The following is a 19,651-nucleotide window of genomic DNA, read 5'->3' as shown; positions in this document are numbered from 1 at the left end:
AGCCCCCGCAAGAGGCTACCTGAAAAATGCAGCTCCGTTTTTCAGGTAGCCTTCCGCGCTGTTTGGCTTGCCTGCTTTCAATACGCATTTTGATTTTTCAGGTAGCCTGCCGCCCGCCCAAACCCGCTTAAAGGCTACCTGAAAATAACCTTACCCCACCCCACCCGCACACCATGAAACAAGAACAATGGAAAACCGAGCTCTTGGGCAGCCCCCTGTGGCTGTTGCAAAGCTTTTGCGGCGTATTGCTGTTTTGCCTGCTCGCCGCCCTGCTGCTGCGGCGCACCACCTTCGGCCGGCGCTTCAAGCGCATCGTGCGCCCCTGCCTCTCGCGCAGCAGCGCCGTGCAAACCGCCCTGCTCCTGGGCACGCTGCTCCTGATGGTGCTGCTCGAAGTGCGCATCAGCGTGCTCAACACCTTCTTCTACAACGGCCTCTACAGCTCGCTGCAAGACAAAGCCGCCGCCGCCTTCTGGTTTTTCGCCAGCATCAACATCATGCTGGTGCTGTGCAAAATCATCCACATCATCACCAACGACTTTCTGGAGCAGGTTTTCCTCATCCGCTGGCTGGAAAAGCTCAACGCCGCGCTCACCGAGCGCTGGCTCGCGCATAAAAACTACTACCGCCTGCACATGCGCCGCCACGCCCCCGACAACGTAGACCAGCGCATCCAGCAAGACGCACAAGACTTCATCGCCTCCACCATGAGCTTGGTGCGCGGGCTCATCAACGCCGTCGTGTCTACCGTGGAATTCACCGCCATCCTGTGGAGCCTCTCCGGCGTGCTCGCCGTCATGGGGCTGGAAATCCCGCGCGGCATGGTGATGTTTATCTACCTCTTCATCCTCTTCGCCACCGCCACCTCCGTGTGGATCGGCCGCCCGCTGGTGAAGCTCAACTTCCAAAACGAACGCTACAACGGCGACTACCGTTACGCCCTCGTGCGCATCCGCGAGCACGCCGAAAGCATCGCCTTCTACAACGGCGAAGCCGCCGAACAGCGCAACCTGCGCCGCCGCTTCCACCGTATCATCCGCAACCGCTGGCAGATTGTGTACCGCAGCCTCGGGCTGAACGGCTTCAACACCGGCATCACCCAAATTTCCAACCTGCTGCCCCTCATGCTGCAAGCCCCCCGCTTTTTCGCCGGCCAAGTGAAAATCGGCGATATGCACCAAACCGTGCAAGCCTTCAACCGCCTGCAACGCGCCCTCTCCTTCTTCCGCAACTCCTACAAAGACTTCACCGCCTACCAAGCCCGGCTCGAACGCCTCGACGGCTTCTTCCAAAGCATGCAAGACCACCTACCCTACCGCCAGCCCGAACACCGCAGCCACCAACACATCCTCCACACCCAACACCTCACCCTCTACCGCAACAACGGCGAGCCCCTCATCAGCAACATCAACCTGCACGCCCAAAGCGGCGACGCCCTCCTCATCCAAGGCCCCTCCGGCTGCGGCAAAACCTCCCTGCTGCGCGCCCTCGCCGGCCTCTGGCCCTTCGGCAGCAGCGGCCACATGGCCGGCCCCCCGCGCGAACACATCCTCTTCCTCCCCCAGCGCCCCTACACCCCCCAAGGCAGCCTGCGCCGCGCCATCTGCTACCCCAACATCACCCCCTCCGAGCCCGAGCTCGCTGCCGCCCTCGACGCCTGCCGCCTAGGCTACCTGAAACCCCAGCTCGACACCGAAGACGACTGGCAAAACAAACTCTCCCCTGGTGAGCTCCAGCGCATCGCCTTCGTGCGCGCCCTCGTTGCCCGCCCCCGCCTCGTGCTGCTCGACGAAGCCACCTCCGCCCTGGATGAAGACACCGAGGCCGCCCTCTACCGCCTCCTGCGCCGCGAGCTGCCCGAAAGCATCATCGTGAGCATCGGCCACCGCAGCAGCCTCCACGCCTTCCACAGCCAAATCATCTGCGTGGGCGACACCTTGGTCGATTGCGGCGCCAGCCGGATTTAACATACCGGATTGTTAAAGAACACATATTCCCCAGCCAGGCAGCTGCCAAAGGCTACCTGAAAACCGCAAACCCATGCACACAACCGCACAAAGCAAGCAAGCCTTTTCCCTTGCAGGAGTTCCCGTTTCCTTTTTTCAGGTAGCCCGAACCAGATAGGCTACCTGAAAAAAGAAAGGCTACCTGAAACCCCTATATCTCCCTACTCCCAATCCGAACACGCGGCAATCCGGTGTAGCGGGAAATTTTGTATTGCACCGCCTCCAGCTTATTCAATCCCCTCGATGCAGCGCATTCCGCAATCATCAAATCATGCTGCCCATCCGCCCCCGCCAGCCACAACCGCTCATAGCTGCCCCAACCCAAAGAAACGTTGCATACCCGCTCCCCCGCCACCGCAGCAAAGGCCGAAATCGGATATTCCGACAACTCCCGCCAAACGCCCGTAGTAGCCGCGGTAATCGTCCTGCACCTTCTCCGCCGCCACCGCCGCAAACATTGAGAGCGGATATTCCCGCTGCGCCTGCCTATCGCGCCAGCGCCCGTGCTGCAGCACCCCGCGTTCTGTGTCCAGCCGCAGGATGTCGTTCACCATATATTTCCGCCACCACGGCACGGCAATCACGCCCGCTATCACGGCCAATATTAAAACCGACAGCAGGCCGAGCAGCACCAGCCACCAATCCTTGCCCACAATGCCGAGCAAAACAGCCGCCGCAATAAACGCAAACACTGCCAGCGCCACGCCCACCAGCACGCCTTCCAACACCATATCGCCAAACGAGGCCGGATACAGCAGCACAGTTTTGTTTTTATTTTTATCCATCATTTCCTCTTTTTCAGGTAGCCTCTAGCGCTCCCGCACCGGCAAACCCGTGGCGCGGCTCAATTCCGCCAAACACGCCGCAAAGCGTTTCCGCAATGCGCCCGTGCCCAAAAATATCCTGTCCAGCAGCACATCCTGCCCGCCGTTTTTGCCCGCCAGCCACACCTCGGCGATTGAGCCCTCGCCACCGCGGTACAGCCCGGCAAAATCAGCCAAGGGATAGCGCCCGGCCAGCCGCCAGCCGCGCAGCGACACGGCATATACCAACAGGCAATCTTCTTCCGCGCGATAACAGATTTTGCGCAGCCCCCGCCAGCACCGCCACAAATAAAAGCCGGTCAGCAGCAAGCCGCTGATTTGTTGCAGCCGCAGCGTGGTGGTCGCCTCGCCCGTCAGCCAAGAGCCGGCAAACAGCAGCCACCCCAGCGTGAGCGCCGCCAGCAGCCCCATCTGCCTGAACACCAGCTCCGTATCGTACCGCCCCGCAGGCTCAGCTCTCGGCGGCAAATCTTTGATTTTGTTTGACATGGTTTTCTCTCCATCCGGCCGCAGCCCAACTTTTCCATCCGATATGGCTGACTGCTTTGCCTTATCCCAAAATATTTTCAGGTAGCCTCAATCCCCGCCCCAACGCCAGGCCGAATAAACCGGCCAGCCTGCCGTATCCGCCAGCTTATGCCTCGGCGGCCGTGGCGCCGATATTGTGCCTGTCCCACCCCAGCACCAAGCCCTGCCAAAAGCTTCTGCCTCGGCGGCCGGTGAGCAGCGAGAGGCCGCCCGTGAACATTTCGTATTGCGTGGGAAGGCCGGCAAAAAAGCCCCGATACGCCCCTTCATGCCCGCCTTGATAGCGGATGCGCCCAAACGCGCCATACACCACCAGCCGCTCGCTATCGAGGTACAGCGATTTGCGCGTGGTCAGCGGGCACCACCAGCGCTCCGTGCGCCACAGCCAAAACAGGGCAAACAGCGCCGTGAGCGGCCAATATGCCGCATCCGGCAGCGGCAGCACGCTCCATTTCAGCAGTTGCAACCCGCCGCCCACCCAGCAAAACACGCCGAGCCACAAGGCCATCAATGGTTGCAGCAGCTAGCCGCGCAGCAGCGAATGGCGAAACAGCAGCCCCTCGCCCGCCACGCCCACGCCCTGCGGCGGCTTGTGGCGCAACGTCGCCAAGCGGGCAGCCAGATTTTGCCCAACAGCATAGTTATTCATGGTTTCCTCTTGATTTTTGTTTTTCAGGTAGCCTCTAATCCACCAAGCTCCCGCTCGGATTGGCAATCGCCTTAAACGTATTGCCCGCCAGCGACACCAGCAGCACCGCCTCGCCCTGTTTGAGCACGCCCTCGCCGTCGGGCTCGGCCATCACGTAGTGCTGCTGGCCGTAGCTGTCTTTCACGCGCACCTGCGCCGGGCTGCCCGGCCGCGCCTCGCCCAGCACCACCGTGCCCACACGCCCCACCAGGCTGGCCTGCGGCACGGCGGTGGTTTCGTCTTTCGGCATGATTTTGTATAAGCCGCCCGCCGTGAGCCGCACCAGGGGCAGCGAGAGGAACCAGGCCGCCAGCCACCCATTCAGGTAGCCGCCAAACAGGCTGGCACACAAGGATTGCAGCACATAGCCCGAGAGCCCGAACACGGCGAGAAACACCACCAGCAGCATCATCAGCGGCACGCGCCCCACATACAGCCAATCCAAAAAGCGCACGAAAGCGCCCGCGCCTTCGATGCCGCCGTGCAGGTCGGTATCCAAATCGGCTTCGGTGAGGCTGTCGGGCAGCAGGTTGTCGAGCCAGTCGGTGAAGCCGCCGGCCAGCAGCGAGAGCAGCTCTAAGAGGCCGAGCATCAGCATCAGGGCGATGGCAATGCCGAAGATTTCGGTTTCGGGGGCGTTGATTAAGTTCCACATGGCGGGTCTTTCGCGGGTTGTCGGTTAATCGGGTGTTCAGCTTGGCGGAAACTTGCTTCTTTCGTTTTAACTGCATTGAAGCTTGCGCTTTCAGGTAGCCTCAAGGCGGGGGAAGGCTACCTGAAAACCGTATTGCCTCTTTAGCCAGCTTCTTAGAATGGATTTTCTAAAGAGTTCATTCCATCTCTTGCAAGGGCACGCGCTGCCGCCCCTGCGCATCGAAATTCTCCTCGGCCAGCCAGCGCTGCATCCGCCGCTTAATCTGCGGCCATTCCGAATCGAGCATGGCAAACCAGGCGGTATCGCGGTTGCGGCCTTTGTACACCACCGCCTGCCGAAACACGCCCTCGAAACGGAAACCCAAACGCTCGGCGGCGCGGCGCGAGGCTTGGTTCAGCGCGTCGCACTTCCATTCGTAGCGGCGGTAGCACAGGGTTTCAAACACATATTGCGACAGCAAAAATTGCGCCTCGGAGGCAATGCGGCTGCGCTTGAGCCGCTCGGAATAAATTACCCAGCCCACCTCAATCACGCGGTTGGCCGTATCCACACGCATCAGCGCCATGGTGCCGACTGCCCGGCCGTCGGCCTGGTCGATGATGGCGAAGTAATACGGGTCGGCGGATTGCTCCAGCTTGTGCAGCAGCGCGCCCAGCTCGGCGGCATCGGCCACGTGGTCGAGCGGTAGGTACGTCCAGTTCGGCAGCGGCGAATCGGGGCCGTACACGGCATACAAATCCGCACCGTGCCGTGCGGCGGAAAGTTTTTCCAAACGGCAGTAGCGGCCGGAGAGCACTTCGGCGGTGGGGCGTTCGCCGGGCGTGTAGCCGGGCAGGCTTTCGCCGATGGGTTGGTTAAATTCATTGATAGGCATGGTTTTTCTCCTTGTATTGAAGATGGATAAAGCTACCTGAAGCGCTAGCTTCAACGTAGTTAAAACGGCTGCAAAATTTTTCAGGTAGCCTCGTTCTCCCCGGCTCGGGCTACCTGAAAACAAAGGCATAAGCACAAAGAAACAGCCACAGCCCGAGCGCGGGCAGCAGGATTTTCGGCCACGATGGGCTGGGCTTGCCAAACAGGGTTTGGATAAACGACACCAGCGAATACACGGCGGCGAGGATGCTCCAGAAGATGGTGAACATGGCCACGCGCGCGATGCCGTAAGACATGCTGCCGCCGGCATTGGCCACGGCCGCCCACAGGGCGGAAATCAGCAGCCAGATGACGGCGAGCGTGCCGAGGTGTTTGAGTTTCTCCTGTGTGTTGAGCTGCTTGCTTGAAGGTTTCATCTTGTTTCCTTTGCGGTTTTTGGCTACCTGAAATTGTTGGCAAGAGCCAGCCCGGCCGATGGCTAACCGAATTTGGCATAAGCCAACGCGCCCACCAGCATGCTGATCAGCATCCAGATTATGAGTTTGGTTTGCCCCCAATCGTCTTCCTCGTCTGAGCCAGGAAAAAGAAAGCTGGGAAGGAAGAGCTCGGGGGTGAAGCAGGATTTCACGCTTTCGATAAATTCGCGCCCATCCTCAAACAGCAGGGTGTAAAGCAAGGCGGCGGTAACGAGGGCGGCGGCGAGGGCGAAAATCATGGTTGGCTCCTTGGGCTAGGGCTTGGTTTTGCCGGAATTTTCAGGTAGCCCTATCTGCCTGCTTGAGGCTACCTGAAATTGGCCGCTCACTCTTTGCTGTTGGCTTTCAGCGCGGCCAGGCGTTCGGCGATGCGGTTGCTGCGGCTGAGGTCTTCCAGCTCTTTCAGCTTGGCCAGCTGGGCGGCGTCGGTGCTGCTGTGGATGGCGTTTTGCCGGCCCATGATGCGGTCGAAGGCGTTACCGCTTTTTTCGGCACTGCGGGCAATGCGGCTCATGTCGCCGCCGCTGCGGCCTGCGCTGCCGGCGTTTTGCTGGGCGGCGCGCCAATCTTGCAGCTGCTGCTGCATTTCGCGTTTTTTCGCTTGCAGGGCGGCGATGAAGCCTTCGAGCTCTTTTTCCTGCGCAGCACAGTCGGCAATGGTGTTTTCCAACACAGGCAGGCGGGCTTCGATATCCATCTGCTCGGCAATGCCGGCTTCGGCCAGGTCGTCGCGCCCGGCGGCCACGGCGGCTTGCAGGTTGGCGTCGATGGCTTCGTGGCGGTTGCTCTCGTCGGCCATTTTCTTGGAGGCGAGGTGTTTCTGCGCCAGCACTTTGCCCAGCTCGGCGCGCACTTCGTCTACGGCGCGCTCGATTTCGCGGATGCTTTCATTCATCACGGCTTCGGGCGCGAGGTTTTCCGCTGCGTCAATCAGGGCATGGAAGCCGCCGCTCACCAAACGGCCCACTCTGCGGGATAGGGTTTCGCTCATTTTGATTTTCCTTTCTGTTTTAAATACAAGCTGCAAAGCTTATCCAACACGGGGCAGCCAGTCATAACACTGCTCCCATAACAATGTTTCTTCTTCATTTTTCCTACCTTCCAGCAAGGCTTGTTCCAAAGCCCGTTTGAATGCAGCACGTGTATCGGGATGAGCAAACCAAGCTGAAAGTCGGTCGGCAAATTGTTCCCTGTCAGGACAATGTTCGGGCAGATAGCAGACTTTGTACCAATCCGGCTCGCTGCCTCCATACGGAATTTCCGAATACAAACCGACAAATTCGCGCACAGCCCCTGTTTTATCCGTCTGCTCCGTCCATAATGCCAACAGTTCGTCGATGACATCCAATCTGGCAAATTGAAACATATTCAGCCACGCGACCAAGCAGCCTTCGTAGCGGGGTGCGGTCAGTTGCGCGGCAAACCAAGCGGCGGCAAAGCGTTTCAGCCAATGAATTTCTTTATCAGTCCAGCATTCGGGCAAATCACAGCGCAATTTATCGAGCAGCGTTTCATCAAGCGGTCTGACATCTTCTCCATCAACCAAAGCCTGCAAAATACGTGGCAGGAAATGTTTCATATCTAAAGCCGTCGCAGCTTCATCCTCCAAAGGCACGCTGCCCAAATACGCCTGCAACATATCGGTCGGGACATCCCGCAACGGATAACGCAGCAGTTCTCGCTGAAAATCTTCAGGGGAACAACTGTTACAGGTACAGATATTTAGCGGAAATCGCACGCCATAAGGTGCAAATATTTCATATGCTTCTGCTATCCATTTTTCCATCTACTTGCCCCTGCCTTTCCAGGCGAGCTCAAACTTCGCCGGCCTGCTGCACGATTTTTGCCAGCTTCAACGTATTTTCAAGCTGTTGCAGCACGGTATCGTCGTAAGCCGCGCCTTTGCCGGTTACGGCGAGCTGCAAAATGCTGTCGCTGAGGCGCACGATTCGCCACATCAGCTCGCGTTCGTATTGCTTCAAATCGGCTTCCTGCGCATTGGCGGGCAGGTCGGCGGCGAGGGTGGCGCCGAGGTCGGGCAGCTGCTCAAACAGACGCGCCACAATGTGCGAATGGATGCCGAATTCTTTTTCGGCGTGCAGCACGTCGCGCTTGGCTACCTGAAAAAACTGCTCCTGCGCGGCCAGGGCGGCGCCGTAATCGTGGATTTGGCTGTGTGCCAGCCGCGCCTGCTTGAGCAGCTCGCGGATTTTCTCGGAGGGCGTATTCGCGCCTTCGATTTTAAGTTCAGCAATAAAATCTGCGTCTTCCTGCGATATTCGCACGCTGATGGGGATTCGGTTTATCGCGGCCATATGCAAACACCTCTCTTTGTATTCATTTGTATGCAAATATAGCGAAAAAGATTTAATGCTGCAATATTTTATTTGCCAATCCAGCATAAAATCAAAACAACACAATGATATTAAACCATAAAATATTTTGCATACACGTGCATACGCGCAACACACCAACCCCGCTGCGCAGCATTAGCCGCCCGCCCCGCTTTGGTATAAAATAAATTTTTCCCACCGGAGGCAGAATATGGCAGGCAAACACACCCACGAAGAACACCACATGCGGCTCGACAAATGGCTGTGGGCCGCCCGTTTCTTCAAAACGCGCGGCCTGGCGCAGAAGCACATCGAGCTCGGGCGCGTGCAGGTGAACGGCGCCAAAGTGAAAAACAGCAAAAACATCGAGCCGGGCGACACCATCGACCTCACGCTCAACTCCCTGCCCTACAAAATCACCGTGCTTGCGCTCAACCACCAGCGCCGCCCCGCCCCCGAAGCCCGCGCCCTTTATGCCGAAGACAGCGCCACCGCCGCCAAACGCGAAGCGCAGAAAGCCCTCGACCAAGCCAGCCGCATCAGCGCCGCCTACCCCGACGGCCGCCCCACCAAACGCGACCGCCGCGCGCTCGACAAAATCAAACGCGGCTGGCAGGAATAGCACAAAAGGCTACCTGAAAATGAGCGCAGCGAAGTTTCTGCGAAGCTAAAACCCAAGTCAAACCGTATTGCCGATTTTTCAGGTAGCCTTCCCCCTCCCTTCCAAGTTAAGGAAATATCATGCCCCAAGAAAAAACCCTCTCCGGCAGCGTCAAAGCCCTCGGCCTGCTGCTCGCCGTCGGCCTCGTGGCCGCCGCCTTCGTGCTCGGCACCCAGTTTAAAAACTTCCGCCAGCCCGGCACCATCACCGTGAAAGGCCTGGCCGAGCAAAACTTCCAATCCGACCGCGCCCGCTGGAACACCGCCGTGCGCGTGCACGGCAGCAGCTATCAGGAAGTGCTCGACCAGCTCAAACAACAGCGGCCCAAGCTCCACCAATTCCTGCGCAGCCAAGGCTTCGACCCCGCCGAAATCCAAACCGACGCCCCCGAAATCAGCCCCGCCTTCCTAGTGGAACACGATGCCCACGGCAACGAAATCCGCACCCCCAACGGCTACGACGGCAAACAGCAGCTCACCGTGGCCACCAACAAGCTTGACCGCATCCAAAGCGCCCACCAAAACATCCTCACCCTGCGCGCCGGCAACGACGCCATCGACTTCGAAGCCCCGCAATACTTGCTCGGCAACCTCGAAACCATCAAACACAGCCTGATTAAGCAAGCCACCGAAGACGCCCGCCGCCGCGCCGACGAATTCGCCGCCACCGGCGGCGGCAAAGTCGGCGCCATGCGCTCCGCCTCGCAAGGCTCGTTCAACATCTACGCCGACAGCGGCAGCAGCGGCGACGACGAATACGGCGGCAGCTACGACAAAAGCACCGTCGGCAAACAAGTGCGCCTGGTCGTCACCATCGAATACGCCATCGAATAAACGCCGCCGCGCAACAGGCTACCTGAACTTTTTCAGGTAGCCTGTTATATAATCCGCCCCCACCACATCAACCCAAGGAACACCCAATGAAACTCGGCAACCAGCGCAGCAGCAGCAATATCGAAGACCGCCGCGGCTCCGGCGGCGGAGGCTACGGCGGAGGCGGCGGCAAAATGGGCATCGTCGGCCTGATTATCGTGCTCATCGGCGCGTATTACGGCGTCGATTTGAGCGGCCTGATGGGCAGCGGCCAAATGCCACAATTGCAGCAAGAGCAGCCAAGCCGCCCCGTGGCCGCCAGCGCCGAAGAAGAAGCGCTCGCCCGCTTCTCCGCCCAAATCCTCGCCACCACCGAAGACGCCTGGGGCAGCTACTTCCGCAGCCAAGGCCGGCAGTATGTGCAGCCCAAAATGGTGCTCTACCGCGGCAGCACCCCCACCGCCTGCGGCACCGGCCAGGCCGCCATGGGCCCCTTCTACTGCCCCGCCGACCAAAAAGTGTATCTCGACCTCTCTTTCTACGACGACATGAAAAACCAGCTCGGCGCAGCGGGTGACGCCGCCTTCGCCTACGTGATTGCCCACGAAGTCGGCCACCACGTGCAAAACCTCGACGGCACCATGGCCCGCGTCAACCGCGCCCGCGCCCGCCTAAACGAGCGCGATGCCAACCGCCTCTCCGTGCTGGTGGAGCTTCAGGCCGACTGCTTGGCCGGCGTGTGGGCCAACCGCGCGCAGGAGCGGCAATTGTTTGAAGAAGGCGATTTGGAAGAAGCCTTCAACGCCGCCGAAGCCGTGGGCGACGACCGCCTGCAACAGCGCAGCCGCGGCTATGCCGTGCCCGACAGCTTCACCCACGGCACTTCCGCCCAGCGCCTGCAATGGTTCCGCCGCGGCCTCAACAGTGGCGACCCCGCCCAGTGCAACACCTTCGCCGGCAATATTTAATTCCAAAATCGCGCCCCATTCCGGCAAACAGGCTACCTGAAAAACCCAAGGCAAGGCACAAGCGCCCTGCCAAGCCGTTTTCAGGTAGCCTTTTTTTGTTTTCTTGAGCAGAGGGCTTGTCAAACGCTTTGCTACAAGAGTATCTTTCGAGCTTTAGCACAAATCACAAGGAATTATCATGGCAAAAGCAGTTCCTGCCGTTTTCGGCAGCGTTTTCCACCGCGAGATGCCGGTGCTGGTTTACACTAATGGCGCATGGCAGCCGGTGCGCTGGCAATCTTCCGATTCGCTTGCCCTGCCGCCCGGCGCGCACAGCCTGCACTACGGCAGCGAATGTTTCGAAGGCCTCAAAGCCTTCCGCCAGCAAAACGGCCGCATCGTCATCTTCCGCCCGGAAGCCAACATCGCCCGCATGCAGCAGAGCGCCCGGCTGCTGGAGCTGCCCGTGCCCGACGCGCAGGCGTTTTTGTCGGCCATGCTGGAACTGGTGGCGCGCGCCGCAGACGAGGTGCCCGATGCTCCCGCCGCGCTCTATCTGCGCCCCACACTCATCGGCACCGACCCGGTAATCGGCAAGGCCGGCGTGGGCTCCTCTTCCGCCATGCTCTATATCCTCGCCTCGCCGGTGGGCGACTATTTCAAAGTAGGCTCGCCGATGAAGCTGTTGGTGGAAACCGAGCACATCCGATGCGCCCCGCACATGGGCCGCGTGAAATGCGGCGGCAACTACGCCTCCGCCCTGCAAACCGTGGTGCGCGCGCGGCAGCAATACGGCGCCAACCAAGTGCTGTTCTGCCCCGGCGGCGACGTGCAGGAAACCGGCGCTTCCAACTTCGCGCTGATTAAAGGCAACGAAATCATCACCAAGCCGCTCACCGAAGAATTCCTGCACGGCGTAACCCGCGACTCCGTGCTGCACGTGGCCAAAGATTTGGGCTACCAGGTGAGTGAGCGCAACTTCACCGTGGCCGAACTGCAAGAAGCGGTGGAAAACGGCGCCGAAGCCATCCTCACCGGCACCGCCGCCGTGGTATCGCCCGTAACCTCGCTGGTGATCGACGGCAAGGAAATCCCCGTGCAGAGCCAAGAGCGCGGTATGGCCATCCGCCAAGCCATCACCGACATCCAATACGGCCTCGCCGAAGACCGCTACGGCTGGCTGATTCCGGTGCCTGCCGCCGGGGAGGCGAAATAAAATCCCGCCTTCGCATTTTTTGTGTTAAATTAACCCAAGCTTACATCAAATTTTTCAGGTAGCCCGAAGCAGGCTACCTGAAAAACACAGTGGGGCAAAATAAACATACCCACGGCCGAGCGCCGCGCATATTTATTTTGCCCCGCTTTCATTTTCAGCAAAGCAGCGGCTGCGTGCAACAAGGCAACTGCTTAAGCTATCGGGGGAAATTTTTTTCAGGTAGCCTTTACCATTCCCCCGCCCGCCGCAGTCGGCATGCATTTCCTCCCGGCTGTTTTCCTCCCAACCACCCTTCTTTTCACCCACGGCCAAGCGGCACACATCAAGGAAACGCTTCGGCCGCTAGTTTCCAACCCCCTATTTTGCGAGGTGCTAACTATGGAAAAAATACTCTCTAACCTGGTGGATAAAGTCAATTTCGTGTTGTGGGACTATCTGCTGATCTACGCCCTGCTCGGCATCGGCCTGTTTTTCACCCTATATTTGGGCGCGCCGCAAATCACCCGGCTCGGCGCCGCATTCAAATCCGTGTTCGGCGGGCTGTTTGCCAAAAAAGACCCGGCCGACAAAGACCATAAATCCCTGTCGCAGTTTCAGGCGCTGGCGGTGGCCGTGTCTGCCCAAATCGGCACGGGCAACGTGGCCGGCGTGGCCACGGCGATTACCGCCGGCGGGCCGGGCGCGATATTCTGGATGTGGTTTTCCGCCATTTTGGGCATGTCCACTATCTTCGCCGAAGCACTGCTGGCGCAGAAATACCGCGTGGTCAGCCACGGCAAATACATCGGCGGCCCGGCCTTCTACATCACGCACGGCCTCACGCCGAAAATCGGCCGCAGTGCGGCGCGCTTCCTCTCCGGCGGCTTCTCCATCGCGCTGATTATCGCGCTGGGCTTCATCGGCAATGCCACGCAGTCCAACTCCATCGCTTCAGCGGTTACCGTGGCGTTCAACGTGCCCGCGCTGGCGGTGGGCATCGGCTTGGCGGTGCTGGCCGGGCTGATTATCGTGGGCGGGGTAAACCGCATCGCTAATGTGGCGCAGTTTGTGGTGCCGTTTATGGCCATTATCTACATCATTTGCGCGATTGTGATTCTGTTCCAATTCTCCGGCCACATCGTGCCGATGTTTAACCATATTTTCGTGGCGGCTTTCCAGCCGGAAGCGGTGTTGGGCGGCGCGGCCGGCATCGGCATGCGCGAGGCGGTGCGCTTCGGCGTGGCGCGCGGCCTGTTTTCCAACGAGGCGGGCATGGGCTCCACGCCGCACGCGCACGCCACGGCGGATGTGCAGCACCCCGTGCAGCAGGGCATGGCGGCGTTTGTGGGCGTGTTTATCGACACCGTGCTGGTGTGCACCGCCACCGCGCTGATTATCCTGCTCACCGATGCCAACATCACGGCGGCGGAGCAAGGGCTGAAAGGCGCAGCAGTAACGCAGCAGGCTTTTGTGATTGCCTTCGGCGGCTTCGGCGCGCAGCTCTTGGCGGTGTGCCTCACCTTTTTCGCCTTCACCACCATCATCGGCTGGTATTACTTCGGCGAATCGAACATCCGCTTCCTGTTCCGCGACCGCCATTTGGGCATCTACCGCGCGCTGGTGCTGCTGGCGATTGTGTTGGGCACGCTGGGCAAGGTGGACGTGGTGTGGAATCTTTCCGATATGTTCAACGGCTTCATGGTGATCCCGAACTTGATCGCCCTCTTCCTGCTGCGCAAGGAAATCCGCGCGGTATACGATGACTACCTGGCGCAGAAAAAAGCCGGCGGGGCGCTGTCGTACCGCTATGAATTCCACGAGTTTCACGATAAGCAGTAGGCAGGCGGCAAAGGCTACCTGAAAACGGCAAAGCCTCATAAAACAAAGGCTACCTGAAAACAGGAAAACAGTTTTCAGGTAGCCTTTTATTTGGCCGGATATTCAAGAAGATGATGTTTCCGCCGGCACCAGCTTATCCCGATTCCGATACGCCGGATCGACCGCGGCGGTGAACAGCACGTCGGTGGAAGAATTGATCAGCGTGCCGCACGGGTCTTGCACCACGCTGATAATCAGCCCGATGGTTACCATCTGCATCGCCACATCGTTATCGATATTAAACAGGCTGCACGCCATCGGCACCAGCGGCAGGGCGCCGCCCGGAATCCCGGAAGCCCCGCACGCGCCGATTACGGCAATCAGCACCAGCAAAAAAGCTGTGATGAAATCCACGTGGATGCCCAACGTGTGCACCGCCGCCAGTGTGAGGATGGTGATGGTGATGGATGCGCCCTCCATATTCATGGTGGCGCCCAAAGGGATGGTAACGGCATAGGTTTCCTCGTTCAAACCCAGCTTTTTGCACAAATTGAGGTTGACCGGAATATTGGCCACCGAGCTGCGGATCACAAAGGCAATCAGCCCGCTCTCCTTCAGGCAAATCCACACCAGCGGATAAGGATTCTTGCGGGTGGCGGCAAACACAATCAGCGGGTTCAGCACCAGCACCATAAACGCCATCGCGCCCACGATCGCTAGCAGCACATGCAGATACGCCGCCAGATTGTCCAAGCCCGTGCTGATGAAAGTATGCAGCGTTAAACCGAAAATGCCCACCGGCGCCAGGCGGATAATCCAATACATCACCTTGTTTACCGCATCGGAAATGTTTTTCAGGAAATTCCGGGTCGGCTCGTCAGACAAGCGCAAAGCCAAGCCCAGCACCACCGCCCAAGCCAAAATGCCGATGTAGTTGGCTTCCGCCAGCGCCTGCGCCGGATTGCTTACCACCTTGAGCAGCAGGTTTTGCAGCACCTCGCCGAAGTCGTTCGGAATCGGCTTATCCGCCGCATTCACCCCGCTCAGCGGCACATAAGACGGAAACATAAAGCTCACCGCCACCGCCAGCAGCGCCGCCGCAGCCATCCCCACCACATACAGCACAATCACCGGCCGGATATTGGAATTCATCCCTTTGCGGTGCTGCGCAATCGCCGACACCACCAGCGTAAACACCAGCAGCGGCGCAATCGCCTTGAGCGCACCCACAAACAGCGAGCCTAGAAAATTGCCTGCCGCCGCCACCGGGCCGCCACCGCCGGTAAAGCGCACCAGCAAGCCCAGTGCAATCGCGCCGGCAAAGGCAAAGGTAATCTGCGAAGCCAAGCCCCATTTTGGCAGCAGGCGGTTGAATCTATTCGGCATCTTTCTCTCCTTCAATATCGGTTTGGTGGTTTGCCCACATTCCCGGCTTATGATAGAAGAAGAAAAAAGCCTCCAGAAATACTTTTTATTAATGTCGATATAATCAAAAATTCTATTCGGCGCGCGGCCTGCCCACAATATTGTGCTCAAACGCCTTCAGCCGCTTGTAAATCGACATCAGCTCCACAATCGTCGGCCACGAGCGCACCAAAAACTGAAACGCCTCCAACACCTGCCCGAATGCCCGCACAATCTGCTGCATCACCCCCAGCGCCACCGTGCCCGCCACCAGCGCCGGCCCCATCGCCAGATAAGGCAGCACCACCGAAAACTGCAAATAAGAATAACGCGCCACATCAAAATAAAGATAATGCCAATACAGGCGGAAATAATTGCGCCGCACATTCTGAAACAGCGCAGCCAGCATAAATTCATCCGCCCGCGCCGCATCGTCTTCACCCAACACCAATTCCTTGCGGTAGGCCGCCTCCACCTTCTGATTATCAAACTCCAGCCCCGGCAGCTTGCAGCCCACCGCCACCAGCGCCACCGTGCCCAGCAGCGACGCCAAAATCGCCACATACACCAGTGAATGGTCCACATGCCCCACCAACGGCAACTCCGTAATCGGCTCGCTCAGCTTCCACAAAATCGGCAAAAACGCCACCAGCGTCAGCACCGCCCGCAGCCCGCTCTCGCCCAGCGACTCCATAATTGTGGCAAAACGCATCGTATCCTCCTGAATACGCTGCGAAGCCCCCTCGATATCCCGTAACAGCGGCCAATGGCGCATATAATGCTCCGTCATCGCCGTGCGCCAGCGGAACACATAATGCTTGTTGATGAAACTGCCCACCACCACCACCAAAATATACACGCCCGCAATCCGCGCAAAAGTAAACACCTGCCGGTTAAACTCCTCCAAGCTCACCGAGCCCGGCTTTTCCAACATCTTCTGCACCGAATCGTAAAACGTGCCAAACCAATCGTTAATCTGCACATTCAGCTGCACCCGATACCAAGTGGCCGCCAAAATCAGCAGCGTGCCCGCCACCGACCAACGCAGCCAGCGGCGGCTGATAAAGAAACTGCGGAACATCGCCCGCCTCCCTGTAAACCTGTAAACAAGAAAAGCCGCGATTATATCGCCGTTTGCATGCCCATGAAGCAGATTTGGCAGCTCCGCAACCCGGCTTCAGCCGCGCCCCAATAATAGTGGATTCAATTTAAACTGCTACGGCGTTGGCTCGCCTTGCCGTACTATCTGTACTGTCTGCGGCTCGCCGCCTTGTCCCGATTTAAATTGAATCCACTATATCCTCCTATGCAGCCATCCCGATTTTCAGGTAGCCTTCCGCCCGCCACCCCAACTCCCGGAAACTTCCCACCATGCCCCAAACCATCCGCACCCGCCAAGATTTCCTCGCCTTCCTCGCCGAGTTTGCCGCACCCGAACACAGCCAATCCCTCCCCAACGCCGCCCTGCCCGACTTCCTCCAAGCCAATGCACGGATAACAGACATGGAAGCCTACTACCGCAACACCAATCAAACCCAGCCCTTCAGCGAAACCAGCCTCAGCTGGCAAGCCCTCGCCGACATCCTGCAAGCCGCCGCCGTATATGAATAAACCCTGACCCAAGCCAAGCCTGCCGCCCCAAAATTTGGTATGATTCACCCGTCGGCCAAGGCTACCTGAAAACCGGTTTGCAAAGCCAACCTTCATTTTTCAGGTAACCTCAAGCCGCCGGTTTTGAGAACAGTAAATATTGGAGAAAATCATGTTCAGAGAAATGAAACACAAAAACCAGCAACTATCGCAAGAAGAAGCCGTTGCCATATTGCAGCGCGGCAAATCAGGCGTACTCGCCCTGCACGGCGACAACGGCTACCCCTACGCCGTGCCCATCAGCTACGTGTACCACAACGGCAAAATCATCCTGCACGGCGCGCCCGAAGGCCACAAACACGAGCTCCTCGCCCGCGATAACCACGTCTCCTTCTGCGTGGTCGACCTCAACGACATCATCTCCCCCGAATTCACCACCTATTTCCGCAGCGCCATCGTGTTCGGCACCGTGCGCACCGTTACCGACCCCGCCGAAAAACAAGAAGCCCTCGAAGCCGTGGGCCACAAATACTCCCCCGGCCAGCCCGGCCTGCTCAGCTATATCGGCAAACATTTCGACTATGTGAAAGTGATGAACCTCGAAATCGACCACCTCACCGCCAAAGAATCCATCGAGCTGGTAAACGCCAAACAAGCGCAGCAATAACCGCAACCCACCGAGCCGGGCCGCCCAGCCGCCCCGCTCGGCCAAACCATGCCGAAACCATCCCCAGCAATTAAGGAAAATCATGCCACAATCCCCCTTTCCCCAGCTTGCCGACGGCCTACTCGTCTCCCCGCAGATCAGCCGCCAAGACATCCTAGCCGCCGCAGCCGCCGGCATCCAAACCATCATCTGCAACCGCCCCGACGGCGAAGAGCCCGGCCAGCCCAGCTTCGAGCAAATCCGCCATTGGGCGGCCGAAGCCGGCATCCGCCATGTAATCCACCAGCCCATGCTCATGCCGCAAATCGACACCGCCGCCGCACGAACCTTCGCCGAGCACCTAGCCAGCCATCCCGCCCCCGCGCTCGCCTACTGCCGCAGCGGCACCCGCAGCAGCCTGCTCTGGGCAATGGGCCAAGCCGCACGCGGCGCCACCCCGCAGCAGCTCGTGCAAACCGCCGCAGCCGCCGGCATAGACCTCACCGCCGCCCTGCCGCGCCTGCTCGAAGCCCAACCCTAAACACCGCTTGGCGCAATACCAATTTTTCAGGTAGCCTCATCCGCCGCCCAAAGGCTACCTGAAAAACGGAACAAGTTTCCGCCAAGCCACCCCGCCCACACCAAAGAAAGGAGCCGACATGCCCTACTGGTATTGGTTTATCGCCGCAGCCGCCCTGCTGATTGCCGAAATGTTCAGCGGCACGTTTTACCTGCTGGTTGTGGCCATCGCGCTGGCCGGCGCCGGCGTGGCCGCCTGGCTGTTTGGCGCGGGCGGCGGCGCGGCGCTGCTGGTGGCCGTGATTTTGTCTGCCGCCGGCATCGCCGCCGTGTACCGCTGGCGGCGCAACCACCGCACGGCTGCCGCAGAAGATGTAGACTTAGACATCGGCAACACCGTGCTGCTGCACCAGCCGCAATCCGGCAAGCTCTGGCTTGTGCAATACCGCGGCACCTATTGGCAGGCCGAAGCCGATTTCGCCGCCCGGGCCGGCCAAGCCGCCCGCATTGCCGGAAAATCCGGCAACATCCTGATTTTGCAACCCTTGGAGGAAAACTGATGGACTTTCTCACCCTGCCCCTTATCCTGTTTGCCGTAGTTGTCGTGTTCGGCTTCAAAGCCATCACCATCGTGCCGCAGCAGGAAGCCTATGTGGTCGAACGCCTCGGCCGCTTCCACGCCGTGCTCAAGCCCGGCCTCAACTTCCTTATCCCCTTCCTCGACCGCGTGGCCTACAAACACCTGCTCAAAGAAATCCCGCTGGACGTGCCCAGCCAAGTGTGTATCACGCGCGACAACACCCAGCTCACCGTAGACGGCATCATCTATTTTCAGGTAACCGACGCCAAGCTCGCCTCCTACGGCTCCAGCAACTACATCACCGCCATCACCCAGCTGGCGCAAACCACCCTGCGCTCCGTGATCGGCCGCATGGAGCTGGATAAAACCTTCGAAGAGCGCGACGACATCAACCGCACCGTGGTCGCCTCGCTGGATGAAGCCGCCGTATCTTGGGGCGTGAAAGTGTTGCGCTACGAAATCAAAGACCTCGTGCCGCCGCAGGAAATCCTGCGCGCCATGCAGGCGCAAATCACCGCCGAGCGCGAAAAACGCGCCCGCATCGCCCAATCCGAAGGCTTGAAAATCGAGCAGATCAACCTGGCATCGGGCGAGCGCGAAGCCGAAATCAAAAAATCCGAAGGCGAAGCCCAAGCCGCCGTCAACGCCTCACAGGGCGAAAAAGTGGCCCGCATCAACCGCGCCCAAGGTGAAGCCGAAGCGCTGAAACTGGTGGCGCAAGCCAGTGCCGACGCCATCCGCATGGTGGCCGAAGCCATCCAGCAGCCCGGCGGCAGCGAGGCCGTAAACCTGAAAGTGGCCGAGCAATACGTGGACGCCTTCGCCAAACTGGCCAAAGAAAGCAACACCCTGATTATGCCCGCCAACGTGGCCGACATCGGCAGCCTCGTTTCCGCCGGCATGAGCATTGTGAAAAGTCAGCAGGGCAAAGGGGCAGCTTCCTAAACCACTATTTTGCAAACAAGATAAAGGCTACCTGAAAATTTTCGCCATGCTGCGTTTTCAGGTAGCCTTTATCCACATAAATGAACATCATCCAAACGGTAGGTCGGGCATTCATGCCCGACGTTTGGGATGAGGAGAACGTTAGTGTCGG

At 59.2% G+C, this 19,651-nt stretch carries 24 protein-coding genes; 11 read left to right on the top strand and 13 right to left on the bottom strand.

What is annotated here, in order from left to right; translation table 11 throughout:
* Positions 1–173: 173 nt before the first annotated feature.
* Positions 174–1,967 carry an ABC transporter ATP-binding protein/permease gene (locus tag A7P95_RS03795; RefSeq protein ID WP_067591400.1) on the top strand — a complete coding sequence of 598 codons (1,794 nt, stop codon included), beginning with the start codon at positions 174–176 and terminating at the stop codon, positions 1,965–1,967.
* Positions 1,968–2,311: 344 nt separating this feature from the next.
* Here A7P95_RS03795 and A7P95_RS03790 read toward each other — a convergent pair whose 3' ends face one another.
* From A7P95_RS03790 to A7P95_RS03745, 11 genes are all read right to left on the bottom strand, one after another.
* The gene (locus A7P95_RS03790; RefSeq protein WP_179945894.1) at positions 2,312–2,794 is read right to left on the bottom strand and encodes a hypothetical protein; all 483 of its coding nucleotides are present in this window, start codon (positions 2,792–2,794) and stop codon (positions 2,312–2,314) included.
* Between the two features lie 21 nt (positions 2,795–2,815).
* The gene (locus A7P95_RS03785) at positions 2,816–3,319 is read right to left on the bottom strand and encodes a hypothetical protein (RefSeq protein ID WP_156503483.1); all 504 of its coding nucleotides are present in this window, start codon (positions 3,317–3,319) and stop codon (positions 2,816–2,818) included.
* A gap of 145 nt (positions 3,320–3,464) precedes the next feature.
* Positions 3,465–3,866 carry a hypothetical protein gene (locus A7P95_RS03780; protein ID WP_225748462.1) on the bottom strand — a complete coding sequence of 134 codons (402 nt, stop codon included), beginning with the start codon at positions 3,864–3,866 and terminating at the stop codon, positions 3,465–3,467.
* Positions 3,867–3,881: 15 nt separating this feature from the next.
* Positions 3,882–4,007, bottom strand: coding sequence for a hypothetical protein (locus A7P95_RS12330; protein WP_255593132.1), 126 nt, complete (start codon positions 4,005–4,007; stop codon positions 3,882–3,884).
* Between the two features lie 34 nt (positions 4,008–4,041).
* Entirely contained in the window at positions 4,042–4,701 is a 660-nt protein-coding gene (locus tag A7P95_RS03775) for a YqiJ family protein (protein ID WP_067591391.1), read from the bottom strand.
* A gap of 175 nt (positions 4,702–4,876) precedes the next feature.
* Positions 4,877–5,575 (bottom strand): GNAT family N-acetyltransferase, encoded by a 699-nt coding sequence (locus tag A7P95_RS03770; protein ID WP_067591388.1) that lies wholly within the window; start codon positions 5,573–5,575, stop codon positions 4,877–4,879.
* Positions 5,576–5,684: 109 nt separating this feature from the next.
* The gene (locus tag A7P95_RS03765) at positions 5,685–5,990 is read right to left on the bottom strand and encodes a hypothetical protein (RefSeq protein ID WP_067591385.1); all 306 of its coding nucleotides are present in this window, start codon (positions 5,988–5,990) and stop codon (positions 5,685–5,687) included.
* A gap of 62 nt (positions 5,991–6,052) precedes the next feature.
* A complete protein-coding gene (locus tag A7P95_RS03760; protein ID WP_067591382.1) occupies positions 6,053–6,289 on the bottom strand; it encodes a hypothetical protein in 237 nt (78 codons plus the stop codon).
* An 86-nt stretch (positions 6,290–6,375) separates the two neighbouring features.
* Positions 6,376–7,041 carry a PspA/IM30 family protein gene (locus A7P95_RS03755; RefSeq protein ID WP_067591378.1) on the bottom strand — a complete coding sequence of 222 codons (666 nt, stop codon included), beginning with the start codon at positions 7,039–7,041 and terminating at the stop codon, positions 6,376–6,378.
* A 39-nt stretch (positions 7,042–7,080) separates the two neighbouring features.
* Entirely contained in the window at positions 7,081–7,836 is a 756-nt protein-coding gene (locus A7P95_RS03750; protein ID WP_067591375.1) for a hypothetical protein, read from the bottom strand.
* A 28-nt stretch (positions 7,837–7,864) separates the two neighbouring features.
* Complete coding sequence (locus A7P95_RS03745) at positions 7,865–8,365, bottom strand: hypothetical protein (protein WP_067591372.1); 501 nt, start codon at positions 8,363–8,365, stop codon at positions 7,865–7,867.
* Between the two features lie 229 nt (positions 8,366–8,594).
* Here A7P95_RS03745 and A7P95_RS03740 point away from each other — a divergent pair, with 229 nt between their 5' ends.
* The 5 genes from A7P95_RS03740 to A7P95_RS03720 all read left to right on the top strand — a co-directional run bounded on the left by A7P95_RS03740 (position 8,595) and on the right by A7P95_RS03720 (position 13,837).
* Positions 8,595–9,005, top strand: coding sequence for an RNA-binding S4 domain-containing protein (locus A7P95_RS03740; protein ID WP_245636553.1), 411 nt, complete (start codon positions 8,595–8,597; stop codon positions 9,003–9,005).
* 119 nt (positions 9,006–9,124) lie between these two features.
* Complete coding sequence (locus A7P95_RS03735) at positions 9,125–9,877, top strand: SIMPL domain-containing protein (protein ID WP_067591369.1); 753 nt, start codon at positions 9,125–9,127, stop codon at positions 9,875–9,877.
* A gap of 86 nt (positions 9,878–9,963) precedes the next feature.
* Complete coding sequence (gene ypfJ / locus A7P95_RS03730) at positions 9,964–10,824, top strand: KPN_02809 family neutral zinc metallopeptidase (RefSeq protein WP_067591366.1); 861 nt, start codon at positions 9,964–9,966, stop codon at positions 10,822–10,824.
* Between the two features lie 178 nt (positions 10,825–11,002).
* A complete protein-coding gene (ilvE, locus tag A7P95_RS03725; RefSeq protein ID WP_067591363.1) occupies positions 11,003–12,019 on the top strand; it encodes a branched-chain-amino-acid transaminase in 1,017 nt (338 codons plus the stop codon).
* 378 nt (positions 12,020–12,397) lie between these two features.
* On the top strand, positions 12,398–13,837 hold the full coding sequence (locus A7P95_RS03720) for an alanine/glycine:cation symporter family protein (RefSeq protein WP_067591360.1): 1,440 nt from the start codon (positions 12,398–12,400) through the stop codon (positions 13,835–13,837).
* A gap of 102 nt (positions 13,838–13,939) precedes the next feature.
* Here the strand turns inward: A7P95_RS03720 and sstT are convergent, their stop codons facing one another.
* Positions 13,940–15,202 (bottom strand): serine/threonine transporter SstT, encoded by a 1,263-nt coding sequence (gene sstT, locus A7P95_RS03715; protein WP_082890715.1) that lies wholly within the window; start codon positions 15,200–15,202, stop codon positions 13,940–13,942.
* A 112-nt stretch (positions 15,203–15,314) separates the two neighbouring features.
* Positions 15,315–16,301, bottom strand: coding sequence for a putative transporter (locus A7P95_RS03710; RefSeq protein ID WP_067591357.1), 987 nt, complete (start codon positions 16,299–16,301; stop codon positions 15,315–15,317).
* A gap of 290 nt (positions 16,302–16,591) precedes the next feature.
* On the opposite strand from A7P95_RS03710, the gene A7P95_RS03705 reads away from it, so the two are divergent.
* From A7P95_RS03705 to A7P95_RS03685, 5 genes are all read left to right on the top strand, one after another.
* A complete protein-coding gene (locus tag A7P95_RS03705) occupies positions 16,592–16,831 on the top strand; it encodes a DUF7660 family protein (RefSeq protein ID WP_067591354.1) in 240 nt (79 codons plus the stop codon).
* 151 nt (positions 16,832–16,982) lie between these two features.
* Complete coding sequence (locus tag A7P95_RS03700; RefSeq protein ID WP_067591350.1) at positions 16,983–17,477, top strand: pyridoxamine 5'-phosphate oxidase family protein; 495 nt, start codon at positions 16,983–16,985, stop codon at positions 17,475–17,477.
* An 82-nt stretch (positions 17,478–17,559) separates the two neighbouring features.
* Positions 17,560–17,997, top strand: a complete 438-nt coding sequence (locus A7P95_RS03695; protein ID WP_067591347.1) for a protein tyrosine phosphatase family protein — start codon at positions 17,560–17,562, stop codon at positions 17,995–17,997.
* A gap of 118 nt (positions 17,998–18,115) precedes the next feature.
* The gene (locus A7P95_RS03690) at positions 18,116–18,535 is read left to right on the top strand and encodes an NfeD family protein (RefSeq protein ID WP_067591344.1); all 420 of its coding nucleotides are present in this window, start codon (positions 18,116–18,118) and stop codon (positions 18,533–18,535) included.
* Positions 18,535–19,500: an SPFH domain-containing protein gene (locus tag A7P95_RS03685; RefSeq protein WP_067591341.1), complete on the top strand. Its 966-nt coding sequence runs from the start codon at positions 18,535–18,537 to the stop codon at positions 19,498–19,500. Before A7P95_RS03690 ends, A7P95_RS03685 begins: the two co-directional genes overlap by 1 nt.
* The last annotated feature ends 151 nt before the right edge of the window (positions 19,501–19,651 follow it).

Origin of the sequence: Eikenella longinqua (assembly GCF_001648355.1) — a bacterium.
Classification (GTDB): domain Bacteria; phylum Pseudomonadota; class Gammaproteobacteria; order Burkholderiales; family Neisseriaceae; genus Eikenella; species Eikenella longinqua.
Note: the sequence above shows the minus strand (reverse complement) of the source record. Positions and strands in the feature narration are given on the sequence as shown.

Bases quoted from the DNA above. Each gene is read 5' to 3' on its own strand.
- A7P95_RS03705 (WP_067591354.1), top strand. From the start codon at position 16,592: ATGCCCCAAACCATCCGCACCCGCCAAGATTTCCTCGCCTTCCTCGCC.
- A7P95_RS03745 (WP_067591372.1), bottom strand. From the start codon at position 8,365: ATGGCCGCGATAAACCGAATCCCCATCAGCGTGCGAATATCGCAGGAA.
- A7P95_RS03735 (WP_067591369.1), top strand. From the start codon at position 9,125: ATGCCCCAAGAAAAAACCCTCTCCGGCAGCGTCAAAGCCCTCGGCCTG.
- A7P95_RS03760 (WP_067591382.1), bottom strand. From the start codon at position 6,289: ATGATTTTCGCCCTCGCCGCCGCCCTCGTTACCGCCGCCTTGCTTTAC.
- ypfJ (WP_067591366.1), top strand. From the start codon at position 9,964: ATGAAACTCGGCAACCAGCGCAGCAGCAGCAATATCGAAGACCGCCGC.
- A7P95_RS03695 (WP_067591347.1), top strand. From the start codon at position 17,560: ATGCCACAATCCCCCTTTCCCCAGCTTGCCGACGGCCTACTCGTCTCC.
- A7P95_RS03775 (WP_067591391.1), bottom strand. From the start codon at position 4,701: ATGTGGAACTTAATCAACGCCCCCGAAACCGAAATCTTCGGCATTGCC.
- A7P95_RS03780 (WP_225748462.1), bottom strand. From the start codon at position 3,866: ATGGCCTTGTGGCTCGGCGTGTTTTGCTGGGTGGGCGGCGGGTTGCAA.
- A7P95_RS03790 (WP_179945894.1), bottom strand. From the start codon at position 2,794: ATGATGGATAAAAATAAAAACAAAACTGTGCTGCTGTATCCGGCCTCG.
- ilvE (WP_067591363.1), top strand. From the start codon at position 11,003: ATGGCAAAAGCAGTTCCTGCCGTTTTCGGCAGCGTTTTCCACCGCGAG.
- A7P95_RS03755 (WP_067591378.1), bottom strand. From the start codon at position 7,041: ATGAGCGAAACCCTATCCCGCAGAGTGGGCCGTTTGGTGAGCGGCGGC.
- A7P95_RS03795 (WP_067591400.1), top strand. From the start codon at position 174: ATGAAACAAGAACAATGGAAAACCGAGCTCTTGGGCAGCCCCCTGTGG.
- A7P95_RS03720 (WP_067591360.1), top strand. From the start codon at position 12,398: ATGGAAAAAATACTCTCTAACCTGGTGGATAAAGTCAATTTCGTGTTG.
- sstT (WP_082890715.1), bottom strand. From the start codon at position 15,202: ATGCCGAATAGATTCAACCGCCTGCTGCCAAAATGGGGCTTGGCTTCG.
- A7P95_RS03685 (WP_067591341.1), top strand. From the start codon at position 18,535: ATGGACTTTCTCACCCTGCCCCTTATCCTGTTTGCCGTAGTTGTCGTG.
- A7P95_RS03765 (WP_067591385.1), bottom strand. From the start codon at position 5,990: ATGAAACCTTCAAGCAAGCAGCTCAACACACAGGAGAAACTCAAACAC.
- A7P95_RS03710 (WP_067591357.1), bottom strand. From the start codon at position 16,301: ATGTTCCGCAGTTTCTTTATCAGCCGCCGCTGGCTGCGTTGGTCGGTG.
- A7P95_RS03785 (WP_156503483.1), bottom strand. From the start codon at position 3,319: ATGTCAAACAAAATCAAAGATTTGCCGCCGAGAGCTGAGCCTGCGGGG.
- A7P95_RS03690 (WP_067591344.1), top strand. From the start codon at position 18,116: ATGCCCTACTGGTATTGGTTTATCGCCGCAGCCGCCCTGCTGATTGCC.
- A7P95_RS03700 (WP_067591350.1), top strand. From the start codon at position 16,983: ATGTTCAGAGAAATGAAACACAAAAACCAGCAACTATCGCAAGAAGAA.
- A7P95_RS03740 (WP_245636553.1), top strand. From the start codon at position 8,595: ATGGCAGGCAAACACACCCACGAAGAACACCACATGCGGCTCGACAAA.
- A7P95_RS03770 (WP_067591388.1), bottom strand. From the start codon at position 5,575: ATGCCTATCAATGAATTTAACCAACCCATCGGCGAAAGCCTGCCCGGC.
- A7P95_RS03750 (WP_067591375.1), bottom strand. From the start codon at position 7,836: ATGGAAAAATGGATAGCAGAAGCATATGAAATATTTGCACCTTATGGC.
- A7P95_RS12330 (WP_255593132.1), bottom strand. From the start codon at position 4,007: ATGAATAACTATGCTGTTGGGCAAAATCTGGCTGCCCGCTTGGCGACG.